General features: G+C 42.6%; 10 protein-coding genes. 5 read left to right on the top strand and 5 right to left on the bottom strand.

Features of this window, described 5'->3' with window-relative positions; translation table 11 throughout:
- The first annotated feature begins 205 nt into the window (after positions 1–205).
- The 3 genes from JMY00_RS07650 to JMY00_RS07640 all read left to right on the top strand — a co-directional run bounded on the left by JMY00_RS07650 (position 206) and on the right by JMY00_RS07640 (position 4,712).
- The gene (locus JMY00_RS07650; RefSeq protein ID WP_201579718.1) at positions 206–1,606 is read left to right on the top strand and encodes a DUF2868 domain-containing protein; all 1,401 of its coding nucleotides are present in this window, start codon (positions 206–208) and stop codon (positions 1,604–1,606) included.
- A 218-nt stretch (positions 1,607–1,824) separates the two neighbouring features.
- Positions 1,825–2,796: a sterol desaturase family protein gene (locus JMY00_RS07645; RefSeq protein ID WP_201579717.1), complete on the top strand. Its 972-nt coding sequence runs from the start codon at positions 1,825–1,827 to the stop codon at positions 2,794–2,796.
- A 419-nt stretch (positions 2,797–3,215) separates the two neighbouring features.
- Positions 3,216–4,712, top strand: coding sequence for a DUF3482 domain-containing protein (locus tag JMY00_RS07640; RefSeq protein WP_201579744.1), 1,497 nt, complete (start codon positions 3,216–3,218; stop codon positions 4,710–4,712).
- A gap of 25 nt (positions 4,713–4,737) precedes the next feature.
- On the opposite strand, the gene JMY00_RS07635 is transcribed toward JMY00_RS07640, so the two are convergent.
- From JMY00_RS07635 to JMY00_RS07625, 3 genes are all read right to left on the bottom strand, one after another.
- Entirely contained in the window at positions 4,738–5,766 is a 1,029-nt protein-coding gene (locus tag JMY00_RS07635) for an ArsA family ATPase (RefSeq protein ID WP_201579716.1), read from the bottom strand.
- Between the two features lie 73 nt (positions 5,767–5,839).
- Positions 5,840–6,151 (bottom strand): cory-CC-star protein, encoded by a 312-nt coding sequence (locus tag JMY00_RS07630; protein ID WP_201579715.1) that lies wholly within the window; start codon positions 6,149–6,151, stop codon positions 5,840–5,842.
- A 115-nt stretch (positions 6,152–6,266) separates the two neighbouring features.
- Entirely contained in the window at positions 6,267–7,949 is a 1,683-nt protein-coding gene (locus JMY00_RS07625; protein ID WP_057760164.1) for a carbon starvation protein A, read from the bottom strand.
- A gap of 302 nt (positions 7,950–8,251) precedes the next feature.
- Between JMY00_RS07625 and JMY00_RS07620 the strand changes: the two genes are divergently transcribed.
- The gene (locus tag JMY00_RS07620) at positions 8,252–8,920 is read left to right on the top strand and encodes a hypothetical protein (RefSeq protein WP_201579714.1); all 669 of its coding nucleotides are present in this window, start codon (positions 8,252–8,254) and stop codon (positions 8,918–8,920) included.
- A gap of 102 nt (positions 8,921–9,022) precedes the next feature.
- Entirely contained in the window at positions 9,023–9,586 is a 564-nt protein-coding gene (locus JMY00_RS07615) for a hypoxanthine-guanine phosphoribosyltransferase (protein ID WP_057760160.1), read from the top strand.
- 105 nt (positions 9,587–9,691) lie between these two features.
- Here the strand turns inward: JMY00_RS07615 and recD are convergent, their stop codons facing one another.
- The gene (gene recD, locus JMY00_RS07610) at positions 9,692–11,902 is read right to left on the bottom strand and encodes an exodeoxyribonuclease V subunit alpha (protein WP_201579713.1); all 2,211 of its coding nucleotides are present in this window, start codon (positions 11,900–11,902) and stop codon (positions 9,692–9,694) included.
- Between the two features lie 74 nt (positions 11,903–11,976).
- Entirely contained in the window at positions 11,977–16,500 is a 4,524-nt protein-coding gene (locus tag JMY00_RS07605; protein WP_201579712.1) for a UvrD-helicase domain-containing protein, read from the bottom strand.
- Positions 16,501–16,526 lie beyond the last annotated feature (26 nt).

Genomic DNA, 16,526 nt, shown 5'->3' with positions numbered 1-16,526 from the left:
TTTTTGATATATCTCTTTGATACGCTTTTTGACACGATTGGGTTTCATTTATTCATTTTGGCTGACTTTATAAGCGTTTACTATGATAAAAATAATACAAGTCATCCTCATTCTATATACGCTACAATAATCTATAACGATTAAAGCGCCTGTTTTTAGATTGCTATTTATTATATTGACGCCTTCATACGGATATTATCGCATTATGCTATCACCCCAAGATCAACTGACCGAGCTGGTACGTGCTTTAGAGACCGATCAGCACGTCTTTGCCACTGACCCGTTATTAATCACGGAAAAGCTACAGGGCGAGGACGGTACGCCTATTCAAAAGCTGCATCGACGGGCATCACGTATAGATAGTAACGGGGCGCTTGCGCGTGTGCTAGGCAAGATTGACGGCCGTATAAAAGGCATTATGATCGTTATGAGCGTGGTGTGGTGTATCTCAGGGTTTTTGGGGTTATTTACGCTATTGCAGTCTAATGTTGTGAACTTCTTTTATGTGTTGGTCTGTCTACTTGGTTTTCATACCATTATGCTTGGTGGCTGGCTTGCCATGACACTCATCAATCGAGATCAGCAATCGCCCAGTTGGTTTGCGAGCTTTGTCAGTCCAAGTTATCTCATACGCGGTAAGGACGATGTTACCAAGGCGGCTGTCGATCTGTATGAACGCCAGTTGCAGCACAGCGGTATGCGCTGGTATTTGGGCAGATTTAGTCATCAGTTGTGGCTTGCGACATTGACCGGTATGCTGCTTGCGATTATATTTTTGCTGGTTGTACGTCAGTATAGCTTTAGCTGGGAGTCAACATTACTCTCTGATCAGGCACTGGTGAGCTTGACTCAAGTATTAGGCTGGCTACCGAGTATGGTAGGATTTGGTGTGCCAGACAGTACAGCGATCGCACAGAGCAGGCTTGTCACCGAGGCGATGCCGCTGTCTGTTGCAAGGCAATGGGCAGGGTTACTGGTTGGTAGCTTGCTAATGTACGGCATTGTACCGCGCGCGATAGCATGGGCGTTCTGTGCATTGATGTTCCGCCGCAAAAAAATGCGTTTGGATATCAAACAGCCCTATTATCAAAAAATCCTAAACTTCTGGCAGCGGCACGTGGTGGATGCTGATGACTTTACAGAGGCGCCAGCCCCTATTGCCCCAAAAGCAACGGTCAGTGTTGGCAAAAAATTGGTTGCCCTGCTTGAGTACCCTGCAGATCAGGAAAAGTGGTGGCAGTCGGGTTTAGACAACAGCCATCATGATTTTGGACAATCAAGCGAGATTGAGGATTTTGGCATCGTTGATGACCGTGATGATATGGCACGGCTTAAAAACTATTTAGATGCGCATCCTGTACAGGTCTTACTTGGCATTCATAGCAACGCACTGCCCGACCGCGGTACGCTACGAAAAATCGATCAAATCGCTACTCACGCCAAAGATGGGCTTATTGTACAGCTGCTTAGCGATACCAACTCTGCGGCTAGCTTGACTGATGCACGTACCGATGATGAGCCATTAGACAAACAAGCAGTTCGCTATCAGCAATGGCAAACAGCGCTCTCTGCACGAAAAATTGGCTTGGTTGATATAGATGCTTAATACATTCTAACTAATTTTTAATCTATTACTTGCAATCTATTTTTCATATATGAACTTATCATTATGACTCGCATGATATACAATAAATAAATATTATAGATCTATAATCTCAGATAGGCTTAAAGACTTATTGATATAACAGTTGTTAAGATATATTTTGATAGCTGTGACGTTATATCAAGATGACAAGGATGTTTTATAGTGGCTAGGAGCCCAAGATGGCAGCAGACAATTCCCTTATGACCCTAGGTCAGTATGGTCAACTATTGGATGGTTACCGAGAGGCGTTAAACCAAAGTATCTTAACGGCTGCGCCAGAGTCGTGGCAGCCAATGCTGGCAAGCATTCTGCCCGCGTATTGGCAAGAGTGGCTGCTACCGCTGGCTGGCGGTCCATTTTTCTTGTTATTTTTGGCAGAATGGCTGTATCAGTCCAAACGCGGCAATAGTAAAAGCTTTAGTTGGCGCCGTGCGATGACCAATTTTAGTTTGGGCGGCTCTTATCTAGGGTTTGAATTGATTGTCCAAGCGCTTATCGTCATACCTATCTGCTTATGGTTATATCAATATAGCTTATTTACTATTGAGGTGACATGGCTTACCGCCATCCCTATATTCGTTGCGGTTGAGTTTAGCTATTACTGGTTCCATCGTGCGTCACACCGTATGAATTGGTTTTGGTCAGCGCATGTCGTGCACCATTCAGATGACCATATGAATCTGTCCACCGCCATGCGTCAAAGCCTGCTGTACTCAGTGACGGGTTGGTGGCTATTCTTTGTCCCGCTGATGATGTTGGGCGTACATCCTGTCTGGGTATTTTTCTTTTATGCGTTAGATTTGATTTATCAATTCTTTATCCATACCGAAACCGTGGGAAAATTTCCCAAATGGGTTGAGTATGTCTTTGATACCCCATCCAATCACCGCGCCCATCATGGCACCAATAACGAATATATTGACCAAAATTACGGCGGTGTTCTCATTATTTTTGATCGCTGGTTTGGGACTTACGTAGAAGAAGATACGGTCAATAACCCAGTCAAATATGGTGCGGTTGGCGAAACCAGTCATGACAATATTATTAGTCTGATATTTGGGGTCTTTTACCGTATGTGGCAGCGGTTTTTTCGTGCCAAAGGGTTCAAGAAAAAGCTAAAGGTACTGCTGCGTCCACCTAGTGCTGTCTAATATAGTCAATTCTCTATAAATTGGATACGGTGTCAGTCTCGCTTAGCCTACTACTTGTATTGCTTTCACTCGTCTTCCTTGTATCCAAAGTATATTGAACCGACTAGAGCCTGATTATAAATGCGTGGACTACGATTTATGATATGACAATACGCATTCATAACCGATACCCAATCAGATTTGTTTTACAATAAATGGCTACTATGTGTTTTTGCCATCAATAAATATAAGACGTTACTATGAATAATGACAATAAAAATAATCATGAGAATAATAAGCCTGCAGGTCTCTTTGCGGACAAGGCTTATGAGCCAACCCCTGATGTCTCAAGTATTCCTTCAGATAACACCTCAAAATCCACAGTAGCTCAGTCAATAGCTACTCAGGATAATCAACCTGTATCAACCGAAGCATCAGCAATGACAGCATCAATGGCAAGGGTAACAAAGAAAACCATTGCCACTGGTGAACCGCTTAAATTGGCGGTCGTCGGTCATACCAATACAGGCAAAACCTCTATACTGCGCACATTACTGCGTGACGTATATTTTGGTGAAGTCAAAAACGAAGCTGCAACTACACGTCACGTCGAGCAAGCACAGCTGACAGACAGCCGAACTGGTGAGGTGCTGGTAGCGCTATACGATACACCTGGTCTGGAAGATGCTTCAGGGCTTATGGATTGGCTAGAGGACAATACCGCCAGTCGCCGTGATGGTATTGAGCGCTTGCAACAGTTTTTGGCGGCGGATGTCGCTCAAGGTGCAGACAGTTATGACTTGCCCTATGATTATAGTCAAGAAGCCAAAGTCATTCGTCAGCTACTGACAAGTGATATGGCCATTTACGTGGTAGATGCTCGTGAGCCTGTATTGGGTAAATATAAAGACGAGCTATCGATTTTGTCTTGGGCTGCGATTCCTGTGATGCCTGTTTTTAATTTTACCGACAGTCAGAATGCCAATATCGACGACTGGAAAACGATGCTGGCAAGACGCAATCTGCATATCTCAACGCGTTTTGATTCGGTCGCGTTTGAGTTTGAGGATGAGATGCGCCTATGGAAAAACCTAGCCACCATGCTCACCCACTCTGAGATGCTTGAGCAGCTGATGCAAAGTCGAACGGAAGACTGGGCGCAGCTCTATGATGAGGCCAATATAATCATCGCTGATTTTTTATTGAATGTTGCTGCCTTTGTACGCGAGATCAATGAAGATGACGACCCACTTCCTGTACTACAGCAAATGCAAGAAGCGGTCAGGCAAAGTGAGCGTGCGATGCAGCACAATCTCCTGAACCTATATAAGTTTTATGACAACGCGGTTGCAGCAACACCGCTTGAACTACAAGCCTATCAACAAGACCCTTTTGACCCTGAACTTCTCAAGAGCTACGGCATTCGCACCACTTCTGGTGCAGCAGCTGGTGCGCTTCTAGGATTAGGTATCGATGCAGCAGCCCTAGGTACTACATTAGGATTGGGCGCCGCAATAGGTGGTATCGCAGGCGGGTTGCTATCGAATACCAGCAGTATTGCCGATAGGATTACTGGGGTAAAACGCTTATATATCGATCCTGCAACATTGACGCTATTAGCAACACGAGCACTAGACTTGCTTACGGCCTTACGTCATCGTGGTCATGCTGCTACAGATGCCACTCAGTTATTATATAAAGGCGAAAACAGCAGTCTTGGAACGTCGCTAACTAACGACATTAACCATGAAGATGAAGACAATAATCCAATTACTGTATGGCCAACTCATAAATTACCAAGTGAGCTCAAAAAAGCTCGAGGTAAACCGCAATGGTCGTCGCTTAGTAGCGGTAAGTCCGAACAAGCTCAGTTATTACGCACAGACATGGCATGGTCACTATCAGGTAAACTGCAGTCGTATAAGCGTGAGTCATAAATTACTAGCGAACTATCTATACACTTTATGCACTTAACAACTTACTCAATGCATCAGTACCACGTACATCTGTCTGTTGCAGATAGATTGGATACAGCGGGTACTTGGTAAAGCTTTGTTCGATATCCTGCAGCAGATGCTGCTGACGCTCAGCACGGCGTCGCCAAAACTCATCCGACTGGTTGGTTGATATCAATTGATTGATGACGATTGCTGCTGGCATGAGCTTACTATCTTCTAATTGCTCGATAGCGCGCTTGGTCTCAGCCAATGGTAAGACGTCAGCGGTCATCACCAATACAATCGCTGTTTGTGTACGGTCATGTAATAGCAATCCTGCTTGGCGGAACAATTGCTTGCGCTTTTCTAATACTGAGACAGCTTGCTCCCAGCGATCTGATTTTTTGGCTGCAAACGGATTGGCCACATCGTTCTTTTGCGTGCTCTGTTTTTGATTGTTTTTCTGATTGTGACTGTCCAAGTGTGTCGCCACCGAACGTAGTTTGGCCTGTCGTCGCTGCTGTGCAAGCAGCCCATCCGTCCATGCTCCCATCATTTCTGGTAACACCAATAATCGCAAAGTATGACCTGTCGGTGCGGTATCAAAGATGATGTGTTCATACCCATCATCTGCCGCTTCGACTAAATGGTGACACATGGATTCGAGCATCGCAGCTTCTTGAGCGCCAGGTGCCGACTTAGATAGCCTCAGATGCTCACGAATTTTTGGCATCATATCTGGGTTGGCATAAGCTTTAATCGTACGTTCAACTTGAGCAAAATGTTCATCGACAATCACGTCAGGATTTAACTCAATCGCATCTAGATAAGGTGATATCACCGTTTTCTCATTATTGAGTCGTACATTCAATACATCGCCCAAACTATGCGCTGGATCGGTTGAGACAATTAAGGTTTTTTGCTGTTGGCTTGCATAGTAGCTGGCTAGAGCTGCTGCTGTGGTGGTCTTCCCTACACCACCTTTGCCGCCGATAAATATAATCGGTTGTGTCTCTAACTGCTCTACCAATCCATGTAAAGGGTGTAATGCCATATTGTTATCTCGTATTTTGTCTCATTATCTAATAAATGCTTAGCTACTTTTTTATATAGTCAATCCACTACTGTTAGCAGCACCCAACGTGGTCAAATGGACATCTATCCATTCCCATACGTGTATGCCACTCATGAAAGTTCTCTAAAAATAATGGCTGTAGCTCTAATGTATAAAAGCTGGCGGGATTATCAATCCCCAAGCTCTCAGCAAACATGAGCAACATAAAAAAATCTTCTTCATCACGTGCGGCGCGTGCCATCGTCTGACGATAAGGCGCATGATAAAACTCATTTAATCCACTCTTAAACCGTTGCCACCATGGTTGAGTATCCTCTAATGGTTGAACGTTTTCTATATCATTCGATGTGTTTTTATTTTCCATAATGTACTCGTATTTTACTTAATTATTATGACCTATCATGCCTATATGATACAAAAAACGCCAGCAATTGCTGCTAGCGTTTTTTATTAAACAGACACTCAATATGGTTTAATGTTTAAACCTCACCGCTTTTACCTTTATGTAGTGACCACTCTTTTCGTAGTACAGACAAACTCTCAAACGTCACTAAAATGGTCGCGATTAAGATAATAATATCCATAATAATAAGTAGCCAATTACCATCAGTAAAGAAGGTTTTGAGCTGAATCAATAGTGCAAAGACAGTCATAACCAACAAGAACGACAATGGTGCTAAGGTGTACCAAACTGGCTTGCCCTTACGTAACAAGATAATGGTAACGATCATCAAGGTTAAAGCAGCCATTAACTGGTTGGTTGTACCAAATAGCGGCCAAATAATCATACCGCCCGCGCCATCGATACCACCAGCACCGAACGCTAATAACAAACAGCTTCCGACAGCAAGTAACGTGGCAACGACACTCTTATTCAGTACGGGCAAATTATAAAATTCACCAAATTCTTGGAAGATATAACGTTGTAAACGTACGCCAGTATCCATCGTCGTACCAGCAAACAATGCAGCCATTACCGTGAGCATGGTCTGTGATAGCACCATGTCGATGCCAACGCCGGCATTCAATATGGTCGCACCGCCATCGATGAACGCACCGATAGAGCCATCACCGAACTTTTGGTAGACTGCTTGCCAATCACCAAGAGTCGCAAAACCTGCGGTTGCTGCAAGGATTGCTCCAAGCGCTAGCATACCCTCACCCAATGCACCGAAGTAACCAACGAAACGAACGTCTTCTTCTTTATCAATCTGCTTAGAAGTAGTCCCTGTGGCGACTAAACCATGGAAACCTGATATAGCACCACAAGCAATTGTCACAAACAACAATGGTAGAAGTGACGGTGTATCCGCTGGTAATGCAGTGTTAACTGCTGGCGCGACAATATTAGGCGTGCCAATGAAAATAGCAGCATATAGTAGAATCAAACCGACAAATAACTGTAAGCCATTAATATAATCACGCGGTTGAAGCAGCATCCATACGGGCAACAACGACGCAATCGCCGCATAGGCAAACAAGATCAAGATCCATACTGCGTTATCAGGCAAACCCATGACGGTTTCAGGTAGCACAATCGGGAACATAGGGCCGAGATAGATAAGCCCGTACAAGGCAGTTACCCCGATAATGGACACCCAGACCAAATTCATATTGTAGCGATAGATACACTGCCCGATGATAAAGGCAACCACTAAGGCACCCCAAACTGGCAATACCGCAGATGGCGTCTTGATCATCATATTGGCGATAGCTACGCCAAATACAGCATTGACCATCAATAGTAATAAGAAGATAACAACCATCATCAAGCTGCGAACACGTGTGCCCATGACAGTACCAGCGATAGAGCCAATCGACTGACCTCTATTACGCATACTTGCCCAAATAGCAGACATATCATGTACACCAGCCATAAAGATAGTACCTACCACTACCCAAATAATGGCAGGCACCCAGCCCCAAATAACTGCAATTGCAGGACCGATAATTGGTGCAGCCCCTGCCACTGACGTGAAGTGATGCCCCCACAATACATACTTATTGGTGGGAACATAATCGATCCCATCTTTCATCGTATGTGCGGGTGTAGGACGGCTGTTGTCCAATGCTAAAATTTTGGTGGCGATAAATTTTGAATAAAACACGTAGCCGCAGAGCATAGCGGCAACGGCGAATAGTAGTACAATAGCACTATTCATCTCATCTCTCCCTAGACAAGTAGTCAATAGCCTTATAAGTTCAAGCTTTTTGAATTAAAATATGAAAAATATGCTAAATTAGTGTGCGATGAGTGACTCAGCTCATCTATCGTTTAGGTAAATTCTAGCAATTTGCAAAATTATTACCAATCAACAAAGTCATTTATCTTATAACTAGGGCATGTCACTAATCAACATTTGGTGTGATGAGCCTGAGACTGAAACTTTGTTTAAATAATAACCGATTTGGTGATCAATGTAACGCAAGTAAGACATAAAAAACAACAAATAAAGGAAGTGCAATGGCACATTATTTTGGATTCGTACCCTCAGATAAACTAAAAGCTTTAATCAGTGAGGCCGAACAAGTCGTTGCTTCAAATGAGAATGTAGAGTACTACCCTTATCGCGATGCTCTTACGCATCAGACAGCGCGCGATCTTACTGATAATTTATTGGTTGGTTTGGTAGAGATTATTCCTAACCCTGAGCGCCAAGCCTCTATGCGCAAAATTGTTGGAACGATTGAACGCGCAACAGATACTCTACTCAATATCTTACTAGGTAAAGAAAATAACAAAGACGTGTTACCAAGCTTTCATTTTCTAAGGGATCATGCAACCTTTATTGATAATGAAGGTGTTAAACGTGTCGGCTTTAAACTGTCAGAAAAAGATGCCAATACCATCACTGAAGGGTTTGCTGCTATCACGCCTGAACATGTAGATAGAGCCAAATTTAAAACGGCACTTGAAACCATGAACGAAGAAACATTGACCCACTTTATCAGTCGTTATGCCGAGACATTAAAGCTAGGCATGATCAAACGTAAGTCAGTTCCAGTTGCCAAATCGGCAATTGATAAAGGCATGAGTATGGCACTTAATAAGCTATTACCTGACCTACCAAATGACTCATTGAATAGATTGGCCAATTATTACCGTCCATTTATTATAGAAAAGCCAGAATAACCCCAAAATTTGGATTAATTTTGTTCCAAAAATCATATGACGTTGGGCAAATTCACTAAAATTTGCTAAAATAAGCGGCACTTTTTACCAAAGGCGCACCCGATGACCCAAATCAGTAACCAAGAAATTGAAAAAACCCTACGTAACTCAGAGTGCCTTATCAGCAGTATCGAAGTAGCTGCTGCTTATGAGCGTTTGGCCGCTCAGCTCAATCTACATTATGCTGGTCTAAACCCAATTGTTATGGTCGTGATGAACGGCGGCTTGATCCCAGCTGGTCAACTACTGACACATCTTACGTTCTACCATCGCATGCATTATATCCATGCGACTCGTTATCGTGATAACGAAGGTACTAATGAGCTTGATTGGAAATTCAAGCCTGATGTTAGTATCGAAGGTGAGCACGTATTGTTAATCGACGACATCTTTGACGAAGGTATTACCCTAAAAGCAGTTGTTGAAGAATTAAGCAAAGAAAAGCCTCTATCACTTGAGTCTTGTGTCTTGCTTAACAAGCAACATGATCGCAAAGTTGCAGATTTCGACGTAGATTTTGTGGGTATTGATGTTGCAGATCGCTATGTTTACGGTTGTGGTATGGATTTCCATGGTTACTTGCGTCACCTGCCAGGTATCTATGCAATCAAAGAAGACAAAGTTTAATTCTAGACTTAATTGATTAAAATAGTTAAGTCCTAAAAAAGCATCCAATTTGGATGCTTTTTTATTGCGCTGACTTATTGCGCCGACAACAACTTGAATGAATCGTTAAAACTGTAATGCCAAACCAGTATGGCGTTCAGTTGGTGTTTGAACCGCTTTTTCTAAAGCGTGTTTGGTACTATATATCGTTACCTGCTTCTTAGCACGAGTCACTGCTGTATAGATAAGCTCTTTGCTTAGCAATCTTGCATGGCTGTTATCAAAAGTAATAGCAACATGATCAAATTCAGATCCTTGTGACTTATGAATAGTCATTGCATACGCGGTGGCTATCACCTCTTCATTGAGCAAATTAACAGCTATCCCTTGTGTCTTATTTTCAAAGAATACCTCTAATTGGCTTCTTTCATCTGATGTTTGTAAGCAGAAACCAATATCCCCATTAAATAGCCCAAGCTCATAGTTATTTTGTAGCACCATAACAGGACGTCCATGGAACCATGTATTTTGACCCAATGGTAACTTTAGCTCAGCGAGATGCCACTGAGTAAGGTAGTTATTGATATAGTGGTCGCCCCACTCACCATTATGGCCAGCAGTGAGGATTCTAAATTGATTAAATACCTCCATTAACGAAGAGGTAGTATTTTTAACGGATTCTGGCACGGATTTTTCTATTGGATTCTTTAGTAAACTTTTAACTTTATCTACGTATAATTGGTAATTATTTGAGATTTTTGAGATAATTTTTTCTTTGCTTAGGCTATTTTTTATCTTGTTATTTGATATGGACTCTGCTTGTAACGTATTAACATATTGAAAACTCAAAGCAGCGTCTTGCCTTAATAATTGCAAAATAGCTTGAAGATTTGTCTCTGCTTTATTGATTTGAGTGGCCAGTTTACCGATACCTGACTCGGCGCTAAATCGGCGGCTCTCGGTTAGTTCTGCATGTATGGGTTGCAGTAGCGGAATGCGACAGAGATCAGCCAATACTGCTCCTGCATCGACGGCTGCTAACTGATTAGCATCGCCTAATAGTATTAGCCTAGCACCTGGCTTTACTGCGCTCACAAGATAATTGGCTAACTCAACTCCGAGCATAGATGCTTCATCAACGATGATAATATCTTCACCGAGTGGGTTGTTGGTATCGTAGCGCGGTCTACCCGTTCGACCGATACCTAGCAGACGATGGATGGTTTTTGCCTCTTGCAACTGTAGCTCTACATTTGCGTCGTCTAAAGCCGCCTGTAGAGACTCCTGCATACGTTGGGCCGCCTTACCCGTTGGCGCTGCTAATGCTAGACTAGCACTGTCTGTGCTAAACCTAATATGTTCAGACTCATCCCCCCTACTCTCTGTCGCCTGTTGTAACGCGATAACCAATTGAGCTACAGTGTAGGTTTTACCTGTCCCTGGGCCACCAGTAATGATACTAAATGCATTATTGTTCGCTACATTGATAGCGGCTATCTGTTGGTCATTTAAGTTCTCAGGCATGGTAATGTCTAAAGGCACTATCTGCTGATTCAAAATATGATTGATATGCTGCGCTAAGTTAAATTCTGCTTGCCATGTGCGGTGTAGCCAAAATGTGATTTTCGAACCTTGGGTCTCTTTATTCTTAGTTATGTTATAAATAATTGGTTGATTATCTTTGCTTAGGCTATTTTGATTGTTGTTACAATTAGTGTTCGCATTAACATTAGCAAATAAAGCATGCTCATGGATTGAATGAACGAAAGTATTTAAGTCGCTATTTTTCAATCGATGATATAACGTAGTTATCGCATCAAAACGTTTGATCAACATCTCTTTTTCATGGTTACTCAGTGCTAGCTGCGCCCACAAGTAATCTCGCTGACCAAACAAAGTATCTAGTAATACAAATAGCGATGTCTCCGTTGTAGTATCATCGTTTGATTGCGTGTCTATTTGCGTTTTTATCTGAGTATCAATCAGCGCAAAAATTGGTGTTGCCAGTATCCCCAATAATTGCTGCTGCCATGCATATAACGTGACTACTTCCCCATTAATCTGACCTTGCATGGGAGCTCCATGATCGGCTGTATCGACAGTTAATACAGTATGGCCCTCTTCCAAATGAGCCGCTAAAATAACGAATAGAGCAGTAAATAAGTCATTGTTTTCCGACTTATTGATTTTTTTGCTCTCATCATTCGTCTTTGCATCTGCCGCGTCATATGCTACATGTGTTTGCTGACGACGCAACAAGATATAGTCGCTGATGTTACTGGCCCAGCTCTCTTGTAAGCTAATGGCTGACTTACTTTTATTGTTATTATTACTCATCGTATATTTATCTCTTTTTAATCTGATTAACTGCTATAACAATTTTTATCTATCTAATTGCTATATAAGGTTTATTAATCCGGCAGGCCAAACAAGGCATCTAGACCTTTAATGAATGCAATGGGAATATCCCAAGTAACCAGTCCATAACAACTTTTATCGCTCAAGTTATCGTGATTAGACTGAACCACATCTTGCGATGTAGGCATAGTAGCTGCCTGAGCATTCGGGTCATACACACCGCGTAAAAATACGTACTCTACAGCGCCTAAATATTTATCTTCGTTACCCGTATAATCACTGATTCTCATAGCAAGGAACCGATGCAATGCTACCTGATAGATTGCTGCTTGTAGCCAGTACCCCGCTTTAGACATTGCTTTCTTGAGGGTATCCTCATTGTAATCGCTTAGGCTATTTCCTAGAAAGTTACTCTTATAATCGACCACATAATACTTGCCAGCATGCTCATACACCAAGTCAATCTCACCACGCAAATAACGATACAGATGTGCTTTGTTTTGTGGCACTAGAGTGACGTGTTTATCTGTTTCGTCAGGTAAATACCGTTGGAAAAGCTTACTAATATCCTGTGCTTTAAAATTCTCTGACAGCCCCATGTTGAACTCTAACTCGGCAAATCGCTTACCTTTATCAAGAGCAATCAAGGGTTGATTGGAAGCCAACAGTGGCGCATGCAACACTTCTTCAATCCAATTAATTAATGCCTCATGCTTGGTTGTATCTATTGACTCAAGATCAAACCCATCACTATTTCTTTGTTTCTTGCCTTGTGATCTGCGGCTCTGTTGTTCAGCACTGCTATATATAAGCGGCAATTGATAGCTACTAATCGCTCTATCAATAACCTGAGGCCACTGGGCTTTATTAGTGAAATCAATTTGTTCAAATATCTCATGTAAAAACGTACCGGCATTGGCGCCTTTTACAAAGGTAAAACGGATATCATCTTCTAACTTGAGGCTTAGTTCACTGTCTTGTTCGAGAGACTCGTCGTTATTAAGTAAAGAGATATTCGAAGCTGAAGACTCCGTCATATCAATCTCTATCGCATCATCAATACGCTCATCCACTATCGCCATTGCTTGTGTAGATTCATCTAGCTGACGTGCCAAAGCGGTAAAGCTAGTCTTAGCCCAACCATAAAAATAATTGGTTTTCATCACCTCAGAAAATGGCGCGTACTCAATAGCTTCTGTCGTAGGCTTATGAGCATTTGATTTGGTAGTAGCCAGTTGAGCACTGTCATTTACGTCTGTTGAATTAGCAGTTTTGTTTGCGTAATTATTGTCATAGAACTCATTAACTTTATGCCCTCTGAGCATGCCTATGGTACCTTTGAGTCTATCAGGTAGCTCAAACTTGACATCCTCGGAGGCAAACCAATGGCACACTGGTCTTAAGTCACAATCGGTATTTCTATAGGCCTCTTTTAACACTACATAGAGCTGCTCACTAGCCCGAGTAAATGCTACATAGCCAAGGCGGCGCAGCTCATCAAAACCTTCTTGTGTTTCGATATCGGTGTAGTAGCCCTCGACAGTAGCAGATCCTTGCAATGGTGAGAAGCGGCGCTGATTTCCTGTTGATTGATTATCTGTCGACTGTTGTACTAACGCTGAAGGCGCTTGTTGCGCGTTATATAAGTACAGGCCATACTTCTCATTGGTGCCTGATTTTCTACTGGCATCATCCATCCCCAATACATAGACAATAGGGAACTCAAGCCCTTTTGACTTATGAATAGTCATCAATTGCACACCAGACTCTGTCGGTAGCGGATATTGCTTAGCCCAATCACTATTAGGCGCTGCATCTATATGCTGCCTGAACCACGCCAGTAGCTCATATTCGCCCATGCCTAGACCATACTGCGCCAAGATGTCCATTACATGACGCAAGTCCATGATATGACGGTCACCTTCTGGATGCGCAGCTAGGGCTTGCCATACGCCTTGTGGCTGTACAGGGCTTTTATCTAATAAATAATGTAGCGCTGATAAGATGCCAAAGTGTTGCCAACGCTGTGCCCCTTCTTTTAGATAGGTAATAAAGTCTTGATAGCTTTTTTTAGTATCAGTAGCTTCATTAGTTGAGAGGTCTTTCGAATTAGAACGGTTTGAATGGGCGCTTGGTGTACTGCTACCCTCGGTAATACCTGATTCATGATCCGTCATCATGGCTTTGATGTTTTTGATACTCAGGCCATATAGATGACTGGTCAATACCCGATTAATCATGTCATGACGATACGGGTATAGCATGGCACTCAGCAATGCTGCCACATCTTCTGCCATAATCGTCTCAAAGATGCTGACATCACTAGTGGTCAAGGTCGGCACATTAAGTTTTACCAGCTCGTCTTCAACTCGCTTTAAGTCCTTCTTAGCACGTGCCAACACCCCAATATCACTTGGCTGAATAGGCTTACCTTTAAGTGTCTGACCACTATTAAGCAAAGTGGCTATATGGCGAGCTGTTATTTCATGCTCATCATAATCAAACTTTTTTTCCTTGTCATAAGGCAGGTGCAATAAGCTCACGGGCTGATCAGAAAGCACCTCTGTCACCAGTACATCATCCAGACTATTTGACGCATTAAACCAAGACAGCTCATATTCCGGTTTTGCCGCTTTGATATGTTGGTAGTGAATACCAGTACCCAACTGCGACAGCTTATTCTCAGCAGTTGTTGCATCAGCCATACCAAACCAGCAGTTCAATGCGTTAATCACACCCGCATTAGAACGGCGATTGATATCAAGTGTCCAAAGCGTACTCTTGTCAAACTGGGCTTTCATATAATTATAGTTGGCCACATCGCCACCACGAAACCCATAAATAGCCTGTTTGGGATCGCCAACCAATAGCAGAAACTCATGATTGGCTTTTTTAGTGGTTGACTGCTTGTCATTGTCCGACTGTTTACGCTTATTCTTTGGCAAATAAATGCTTTCAATCATAATGGCTTGCTCGCCATTGATATCTTGCGACTCATCAATCAATGCCACAGGATAATGATGACGAATATAACGCGCCAGCTTATCTCCTTGGCGGCCAGTCAATGCTTGGTTTAAGCGTACCATCTGCAAACTAAAGGTCGTCTCGCCGCGCTCTTCTAAAATTACTGGTAGTCTATTACGCACAGCCAGCACAATATGACGGTTAAGATTGGCTAATACCAACAAAATATGCTGATTTAAACTATCAAGCATCTCTAAGATAGCCATTAACTTACTAATAGTCTCTAACTCAAAAAGCGTCTGATGCTCTTTTTCTTTATTCTTATTAAAGTTCTTAATTTTGCCATCTTCATCGGGATATCTAGAATCCTGCAATGATGTCAGAATCTTGTTTTCGCTCTCATTTAAATAGCTATTAAAGGTCATCTGATACTGCGATATCTTTTGATGCACCTCGATAATGGCATTAAACTGTTTGGTTAAATTAGAACCACCACGAAAACCTTGAGACTTTCTATAATCAGGATTTAAGTAAGGCTGGATATCAGCTAAATCTAACTGAGAAAACTCATTGATTAGCTCTTCGTATGCATCAAAGTCAAAGCTTTTCTCAATCCTTATTTCATCAATCGGCGCAGAGATAAAGTTGAGTGAGCGCGTCACATATTTCTTATGATCGCCCACTGCAGACAGTTTACCTTGCTGATCCATTAGCGCGTAAAGTTTAGGCTGCTCATAGTATAATCGGCTCTGAAACTGACGCAGCTCATCATGAACAATGCTATCTGTAACTTGTTCAATACTGCTGTCTTCAATAATCCCCATACCCTGCTGGTGACCAGTTTCGCTACTGTACTCCGTCAGCCATTTTTGCGCCAAGCTATCGAGCGTGCCTACAAACAGCTTATCCAATGTGGTTAGTACCAGTGCCGTACGCCTAATAGCTTCCGCCATGGGGTAACTGTACACATGATCTAGCAAATAACCGACGAGATGCAGGTTGATAGGATCTTGCATAATACCGTCTAAGCGCACATATTTGGCCTGATTAACCAGCCAATCTTCACGGTCTTTTTTTGCTTGTTTACGTTTCTCTGCCGCCGCTTGCTTATCAGCAGCAAGGTCTTGATTTAAATCGTCAATATCTGTCTCAACGTTTGCGTCTACGTCTGAATTACTGCCTGCTTGTGCGTCTTTATTACCCTCAGGCATGACTTGCAATATGTTGGGATAGAGACTCTCTTTATTGCCAGTATCAGCACTTAGGCTATTAACCCATTGTAATAATTGATAAAAATCTACCAAACGATCATGAATACGTTGACGCATTTCAGCAGCGGCGGCTCGTGTAAAAGTCGTGGCAATGATTTGCTCTGGTGCACGTCGCGCTTCGATCAGTAGGCGCAGCACGATACCGGTCAACGTCCAAGTTTTGCCCGTGCCCGCTGAGGCTTCAATCAGGTGTTTACCCGTTAGATCAACCTCAACTGCCGGTATGACATCATTTTTACGCTCAGGCACAGCAGATAAAGTCAGTTCATCTAAATATTCATCAAATAAATTCGGTTGTGTAGACAAGTCAATGGTACTGGTTGGATCGCTAAGGTCTGTCATATGGGCGCATACTTTTAATTATTATT

It is taken from the genome of Psychrobacter sp. Pi2-52 (assembly GCF_904846705.1).
GTDB lineage: Bacteria > Pseudomonadota > Gammaproteobacteria > Pseudomonadales > Moraxellaceae > Psychrobacter.
Note: the sequence above shows the minus strand (reverse complement) of the source record. Positions and strands in the feature narration are given on the sequence as shown.

Excerpts from the sequence above, each read along its gene's own strand:
- JMY00_RS07620 (WP_201579714.1), top strand. The coding sequence starts at position 8,252 with ATGGCACATTATTTTGGATTCGTACCCTCAGATAAACTAAAAGCTTTA.
- JMY00_RS07615 (WP_057760160.1), top strand. The coding sequence starts at position 9,023 with ATGACCCAAATCAGTAACCAAGAAATTGAAAAAACCCTACGTAACTCA.
- JMY00_RS07630 (WP_201579715.1), bottom strand. The coding sequence starts at position 6,151 with ATGGAAAATAAAAACACATCGAATGATATAGAAAACGTTCAACCATTA.
- JMY00_RS07645 (WP_201579717.1), top strand. The coding sequence starts at position 1,825 with ATGGCAGCAGACAATTCCCTTATGACCCTAGGTCAGTATGGTCAACTA.
- JMY00_RS07605 (WP_201579712.1), bottom strand. The coding sequence starts at position 16,500 with ATGACAGACCTTAGCGATCCAACCAGTACCATTGACTTGTCTACACAA.
- JMY00_RS07640 (WP_201579744.1), top strand. The coding sequence starts at position 3,216 with ATGACAGCATCAATGGCAAGGGTAACAAAGAAAACCATTGCCACTGGT.
- JMY00_RS07625 (WP_057760164.1), bottom strand. The coding sequence starts at position 7,949 with ATGAATAGTGCTATTGTACTACTATTCGCCGTTGCCGCTATGCTCTGC.
- recD (WP_201579713.1), bottom strand. The coding sequence starts at position 11,902 with ATGAGTAATAATAACAATAAAAGTAAGTCAGCCATTAGCTTACAAGAG.
- JMY00_RS07635 (WP_201579716.1), bottom strand. The coding sequence starts at position 5,766 with ATGGCATTACACCCTTTACATGGATTGGTAGAGCAGTTAGAGACACAA.
- JMY00_RS07650 (WP_201579718.1), top strand. The coding sequence starts at position 206 with ATGCTATCACCCCAAGATCAACTGACCGAGCTGGTACGTGCTTTAGAG.